At 68.8% G+C, this 5,606-nt stretch carries 6 protein-coding genes; 3 read left to right on the top strand and 3 right to left on the bottom strand.

All coding sequences use genetic code 11. From position 1 onward, the window contains the following. The 3 genes from JNN06_RS12300 to JNN06_RS12290 form a co-directional block, all read right to left on the bottom strand. A partial coding sequence (locus JNN06_RS12300; RefSeq protein WP_291239884.1) for a glutamate-cysteine ligase family protein occupies positions 1-754 on the bottom strand: 754 nt, incomplete at its 3' end. A gap of 124 nt (positions 755-878) precedes the next feature. Continuing rightward, complete coding sequence (locus tag JNN06_RS12295) at positions 879-1,391, bottom strand: hypothetical protein (RefSeq protein WP_291239883.1); 513 nt, start codon at positions 1,389-1,391, stop codon at positions 879-881. After that, positions 1,388-2,128 carry a 16S rRNA (uracil(1498)-N(3))-methyltransferase gene (locus JNN06_RS12290; protein ID WP_291239882.1) on the bottom strand — a complete coding sequence of 247 codons (741 nt, stop codon included), beginning with the start codon at positions 2,126-2,128 and terminating at the stop codon, positions 1,388-1,390. The genes JNN06_RS12295 and JNN06_RS12290 overlap by 4 nt, the downstream gene beginning before the upstream one ends. A gap of 14 nt (positions 2,129-2,142) precedes the next feature. On the opposite strand from JNN06_RS12290, the gene ubiA reads away from it, so the two are divergent. The 3 genes from ubiA (at position 2,143) to JNN06_RS12275 (ending at position 5,498) form a co-directional block, all read left to right on the top strand. Then, positions 2,143-3,108 (top strand): 4-hydroxybenzoate octaprenyltransferase, encoded by a 966-nt coding sequence (gene ubiA, locus JNN06_RS12285; protein WP_291239881.1) that lies wholly within the window; start codon positions 2,143-2,145, stop codon positions 3,106-3,108. Positions 3,109-3,172: 64 nt separating this feature from the next. After that, complete coding sequence (locus tag JNN06_RS12280) at positions 3,173-5,155, top strand: OmpA family protein (protein ID WP_291239885.1); 1,983 nt, start codon at positions 3,173-3,175, stop codon at positions 5,153-5,155. 13 nt (positions 5,156-5,168) lie between these two features. Further along, the gene (locus JNN06_RS12275) at positions 5,169-5,498 is read left to right on the top strand and encodes a hypothetical protein (protein ID WP_291239880.1); all 330 of its coding nucleotides are present in this window, start codon (positions 5,169-5,171) and stop codon (positions 5,496-5,498) included. Positions 5,499-5,606 lie beyond the last annotated feature (108 nt).

The following is a 5,606-nucleotide window of genomic DNA, read 5'->3' as shown; positions in this document are numbered from 1 at the left end:
GAAAGCCCATGCCGTCTTCAAAGGCGAAGGGCAGCATGCCGGTGCGCGAGGCGTCCAGGTCGCGCCAGATGCGCGAGCGCCAGGAGCGGTGGCCGTTGGGTTTGCCTTCAAAGAAGGGCGAGGAGGCAAAAAGCGCGGTGGCGACGGGTTGCAGCGCCAGCGCCACGCGCAGCTTTTGCACCATGTCGGATTCCGAGCTGTAATCCAGATTTACCTGCACAGTGGAGGTGCGATACATCATCTGGGTGCCATGGGTGCCGACGCGGCCCATGTAATCGGTCATCAGCCGGTAGCGGCCCTTGGGCATGACCGGCATTTCCTCGTGCCGCCATTCGGGTGCGGCGCCGATGCCGAGGAAGCCGACGCCCCAGCCCTCGGTCACTGCGCGGACCTCGGACAGGTGGTTTTCCAGCTCGGCCTTCACGTCATGGGTGCTGAGCAGGGGCGCGCCGGAAAGTTCAAACTGGCCGCCCGGCTCAAGGCTGACGCTGGCGCCGTTGCGCGACAGGCCGATGATCTTGCCTTGCTCCAGCACCTCTGCCCAGCCGAACCGGTCGCGCAGGCCTTCGAGCAGCGCCTTGATGGAGCGCGGGCCGTCATAGGGCAGCGGCGCGCGGCTGCCTTCGAGGAAGCCGAATTTCTCATGCTCGGTGCCGATGCGCCAATCGGCCTTCGGCTTGCAGCCCGCCTCCATATAGGCTGCGAGCTGGTCGAAGCTTTCGATCAGGCCGCCGCCACTTTGTGGGATCGACATGGGAGACTCCGTAGCTGAAAGGGCGGCTGGGCCGGGCGCCCAGAGGTGACGCGCGGGCGCGGAACTGTCAAGCGGCCCAGCGACGCTTGGAGGCAGAGGGCGACCTTGATGGCGCGGCGGGCATTCAGCGGGGGCGGCGCCAGATCACGGGGCCGAGGCTGTCATCGGCAGTGGCCGGGGCGTTCAGCGCGGCGACCAGCGCGCCGCTGTCCATGCCAGGCAGGGCGGTGAAGGCGTCGAACAGGGCGGCGGCGCCTTCCGCCGCGATGGGAACCAGCAGGGCTTGCCCATCGGCCTGTTTCAGGCGCCAGTAGCAGATCGGGCCGCGCGCGATCAGGCGCAGTTCGACCAGTTCATCCAGCGAGACGAAGCCGCCGCCAGAGGGGCCGAACCAGCCCAGCTGTGCTTCGTCCAGCTCGATCAGGCCCGCGTCGCGCCCATGGGTGGCGCGGGCAAAGCGCTGTTTGCGCAAGGAAATCACGCCAAGCGGCAGGCCAAGGGCGAGGAGCGTGGCGCCGATGGGCCACAGCACCCAGCCGCCCAGCCAGAGGCACCAGAGGCCAAGCGCCGCGAGGGCGGCGGCAAAGCTGGCCTCACGCCATTGTGACAGGCGGGCGAGGGCCTCGGGGCGGATCATGCCCAATCCCCCCCTCTCCAGTCTCCAAGCGCGGATTGCCACAGGGTGAGGGCGGCGACGGCGGCGGTTTCGGCGCGCAGGATGCGGGGGCCGAGGCTGGCCTGCACCACGGCGGGGTGCGCGGCGAGGCGGGCCTTTTCGCGGTCGGAAAACCCGCCCTCGGGGCCGATGAGGATGGCCCAGGGGCCGGGCGTTTCCTGCGCCAGCCTGGTGGCGATGCCGGCGCGGGATTCGTTGCACCATAGCAGGCGCCGGCCTGCGGGCCATGCGGCCAGCAGTTTATCCAGGCCTTGCAGCGGTTCGACCGGCGGCACGAGGGTGGCGCCGCATTGCTCGGCGGCTTCGCGGGCATTGGCCTGCATACGGTCGCGGTTCAGCCGGTCGGAATTGGTGAAATCGGTCTGCACCGGGCAAAGGCGGCCCACGCCCAGTTCCACCGCCTTTTCCACGATATAGACGGTTTCGACCTTTTTCACCGGTGCGAAACACAGCCAAAGATCTGCGGGCGCGGTTTGCGGGCGGGTTTGACGGTCGCAGAGCAGAACGCCCCGGCGCTTGGTGGCCTCGGCCACGGTGGCGCGCCATTCGCCATGCTGGCCGTTGAACAGCAGCACGGCATCGCCCACGCCCTTGCGCATCACGGCAAAGAGGTAAAGCGCCTGATCCTCGGTCAAAGGCACCGATTGCCCCGGCCCAAGCGGGTGGTCTACAGAGAGCCTGATCTTTGCATCTGTCATGATGGGGTGAACCTATGTCCGAGCGCGCCGAATTGCCAGAGGGTCAGGTGGCGGATGCCGCAAGCGGCAATTGGGTGGATCATTACGCCCCCGCCCCGGCGCGGCCCTATCTGCGGCTGAGCCGGGCGGACCGGCCGATTGGGACGTGGTTGCTGCTGATCCCCTGCTGGTGGGGGCTGGCGCTGGCAGTGGCGGCGGACCCGCAGGGCGCGGGATGGTTTGATTTGTGGATCGCGCTTGCCTGCGCGATCGGGGCCTTTGTGATGCGGGGCGCGGGCTGCACATGGAATGATTACACCGACCGGGCGTTCGACGCGCAGGTAGCGCGCACGCGGTCGCGGCCCTTGCCGTCGGGGCAGGTGAGCCCGCGTCAGGCGCTGGTCTGGATGGCGGTGCAGGCGGGCTTGGGCGCGCTGGTGCTGATTACCTTTCCGCCGGTGGCGATTGCGCTGGGCGTTGCGGCGCTGCTGCCGGTTTTGGTTTATCCGTTTGCCAAGCGGTTCACCTGGTGGCCACAGGCGTTTCTGGGCATCGCCTTCAACTGGGGCGCGCTGGTGGGCTGGGCGGCGCATGGCGGGAGCCTCGGCTGGCCTGCGGTGCTGCTTTGGGCGGCGGGGCTGGTCTGGACGCTGTTTTACGACACGATCTATGCCCATCAGGACAAGGAGGATGACGCGCTGATCGGGGTGAAATCCACCGCGCGGCTGTTTGGCGATGCGGCGACCCCGCGCTGGTTGCGGCGGTTTCTGGTGCTGACGCTGGCGCTGGCCATGCTGGCGGTGGTGCTGGCGCTGCGGGATGCGCCGCTGGCGGCGATGGGGCTGGCGCTGGCCGGGGTCTGGGCTTTCGGGGCGCATCTGCTGTGGCAGCTGACCCGGCTGGACACCACCGACACGGGCAATTGTCTGCGGCTTTTCCGCTCCAACCGCGATGCGGGGCTGATCCTTGCGCTGTTTCTTGCCGGTGCGGCAATGGTTTGATTGAACCCTTCGTCCCAGACCCTTAAGGAAATCAGGATATTCCGGTTCCGAAGGCTTGGCTGATATGCGAATCCCGCCCTCCCTGCTGAAAACGGCCGCCTTTGCCGGGGCGGGGCTGGTGTCGATTGTCACGGCCTGGACCGGGGCGGCGCTGATCGAGAGCCGCTCTGAGGCGCTGGTGCGCTCGCGCCTGCTGGCGGAGGGGCTGACCTGGCCGGAGGTGAAGGCCTCGGGGCTGCAAGTGCGGCTCTATGGCACGGCGCCGAACGAGGCGGCGCGGTTCCGCGTGGTGAACCTTGCGGGCGGCGTGGTGGACAGCGCGCGGGTGCGCGACCGGATGGATGTGACGCCGGTGCGCGCCATCGAGGCGCCGCGGTTCTCGCTGGAGATGCTGCGCAATACCGACGGGTTCTCGGTGATCGGGCTGCTGCCCGCGACGCCGCCCGCCGATCCGGCGGCCACGCCCGATCCGGCGGCGGTGGCGGCGCAGCCGGCGGATGAGGCGCTGCGGGCCGAGATCACCGCGCTGGCGGCGGGGCTGCCGGTGTCGGACATGCTGGAGACGGCGGCTTTTCCGGCGCCAGAGGGCTGGGACGCGGCGCTGGAATTCGGCACCGAGGCGTTGAAGCTGCTGCCCCGGTCGAAAATCTCGGTGGCGGCGGATCAGGTGGCGATCACCGCGATTTCCGACAGTGACGCGCAGAAGCGGCGCTTCGAGGCCGAGCTGGCCAAGCTGAAGCCCGAGGGGCTGAAGGTGGAGATCAGCATTTCGGCGCCGCGCCCGGTGCTGACGCCCTTTACCCTGCGGTTTCTGAAGGATGCGCAGGGGGTGCGGTTCGATGCCTGTTCCGCCGATACCGAGGCAGCGCGCGACCGGATCCTGAAGGCGGCGGCGGGGGCGGGGTTGCAGGGCAGCGCCATCTGCACCGTCGGCCTTGGCGTGCCCAGCCCGAGCTGGGCTGTGGCGGCAGAGGCGGGTATCAAGGCGGTGAGCGATCTGGGCGCGGGGTCGATCACCTTTTCGGATGCGGATGTGACGCTGCTGGCAGAGCCCGGCACCGATCAGGCGCTGTTTGACCGGGTGGTGGGCGAGTTGCAAACCGCGCTGCCGCCGGTGTTTTCGCTGAAATCCACCCTGCCGCCGCGCCCGGATGGCGCCTTGGCCGGCCCGGCGGAGTTCACGGCGGCGCTGGCCGAGGACGGGCAGGTGCAATTGCGCGGGCGGCTGACCGATGATCTGATGAAATCGGCGGTCGATGCCTATGCGCGGGCGCGTTTCGGGGCGGACCGGGTCTATACCGCCACGCGCTTTGACGAGGCCTTGCCGGATGGCTGGTCGGTGCGGGTGCTGGCGGGGCTGGAGGCGCTGTCGATCCTGCATCACGGCAAGCTGGTGGTGCGCGATGACACGGTGGAGGTCTCGGGTGTCAGCGGGCGGCAGGATGCCCCGGCGCGGGTGTCGCAGATCCTGTCGGGCAAGCTGGGGCAGGGCAAGCCGTTCAAGGTGCAGGTGCGCTATGACGAGGCCTTTGACCCCTTCGCGGCGCTGCCCAGCCCGCAGGAATGCGCGGGCCAGCTGAATGCCGTGCTGGCAGAGCGCAAGATCACCTTCGCGCCCGGCTCGGCCGAGATCACCGCCGAGGCCAATGGCACGATGGAGGCCTTGGCGAAGATCTTGCTGGGCTGCCCGGCCCTGAAGCTGGAGATCGCGGGCCATACCGATGCCGAGGGCTCGACCGAGGGCAATCTGGCGCTGAGCCAGGCCCGGGCCGAGGCGGTGCTGCTGGCCTTGCAGGGGCGGCGGGTCACGGTGTCGGGCATGATCGCCAAGGGCTATGGCGAGGGTGTGCCGGTGGCCGATAACGGCGATGCCTCGGGCCGCGAGGCCAATCGGCGGATCGAGTTCACCCTGCTGGAGGCGCCCGCGCCGGTCGCCGAAGCGGGGGCCGAGGCGGCGGGCGCGGTGGCGGCGGGGGCCGATACCTCGCCTTCGGTCGCGCCACAGAAGATCACTTTGCGCCCCAAGCCGCGCCCCAACCGCAACTGACAGGACCAAGGCCATGAACCGCAACGAATTTGTCATTGCCACGGCGATTGTGCTGATGCTGGCTTTCACGCTGGGCTGGTTTGCGCATCTGGTGGTGCAGCGGCTGCGCCGGGTGTCGGCGGCGGATATGGGCGAGCTGGAAAAGCTGGCGCAATCGCTGCATGAGGCTGAGGAAACCCGCGATCAGGCGATCGTCTATCTGGAGCAGCGCGAGAGCGAGTTGCAAAACCAGATCGCCCAGACCGAAGCCGAGCTGCGCGCGGCGATGGAAGGCCTGCGCGACGCCCGCCACGAGGCTGAGGAACTGCGCGCCTATATCGAGCGGATGCATTCGAACGGGTGAGGGGGGGCTTGGCCGAGGCCATTGCCTCGGTCATGCGGTGCCGTTTCCGCGTTTGGGCCGGTGGCCCAAAGCCACCGGCCAGCGCCCGCCCTCCGGGCGGCGGGCGCT

It is taken from the genome of Gemmobacter sp. (assembly GCF_016792925.1).
GTDB lineage: Bacteria > Pseudomonadota > Alphaproteobacteria > Rhodobacterales > Rhodobacteraceae > Gemmobacter.
Note: the sequence above shows the minus strand (reverse complement) of the source record. Positions and strands in the feature narration are given on the sequence as shown.

Bases quoted from the DNA above. Each gene is read 5' to 3' on its own strand.
- JNN06_RS12280 (WP_291239885.1), top strand. From the start codon at position 3,173: ATGCGAATCCCGCCCTCCCTGCTGAAAACGGCCGCCTTTGCCGGGGCG.
- ubiA (WP_291239881.1), top strand. From the start codon at position 2,143: ATGTCCGAGCGCGCCGAATTGCCAGAGGGTCAGGTGGCGGATGCCGCA.
- JNN06_RS12295 (WP_291239883.1), bottom strand. From the start codon at position 1,391: ATGATCCGCCCCGAGGCCCTCGCCCGCCTGTCACAATGGCGTGAGGCC.
- JNN06_RS12275 (WP_291239880.1), top strand. From the start codon at position 5,169: ATGAACCGCAACGAATTTGTCATTGCCACGGCGATTGTGCTGATGCTG.
- JNN06_RS12290 (WP_291239882.1), bottom strand. From the start codon at position 2,128: ATGACAGATGCAAAGATCAGGCTCTCTGTAGACCACCCGCTTGGGCCG.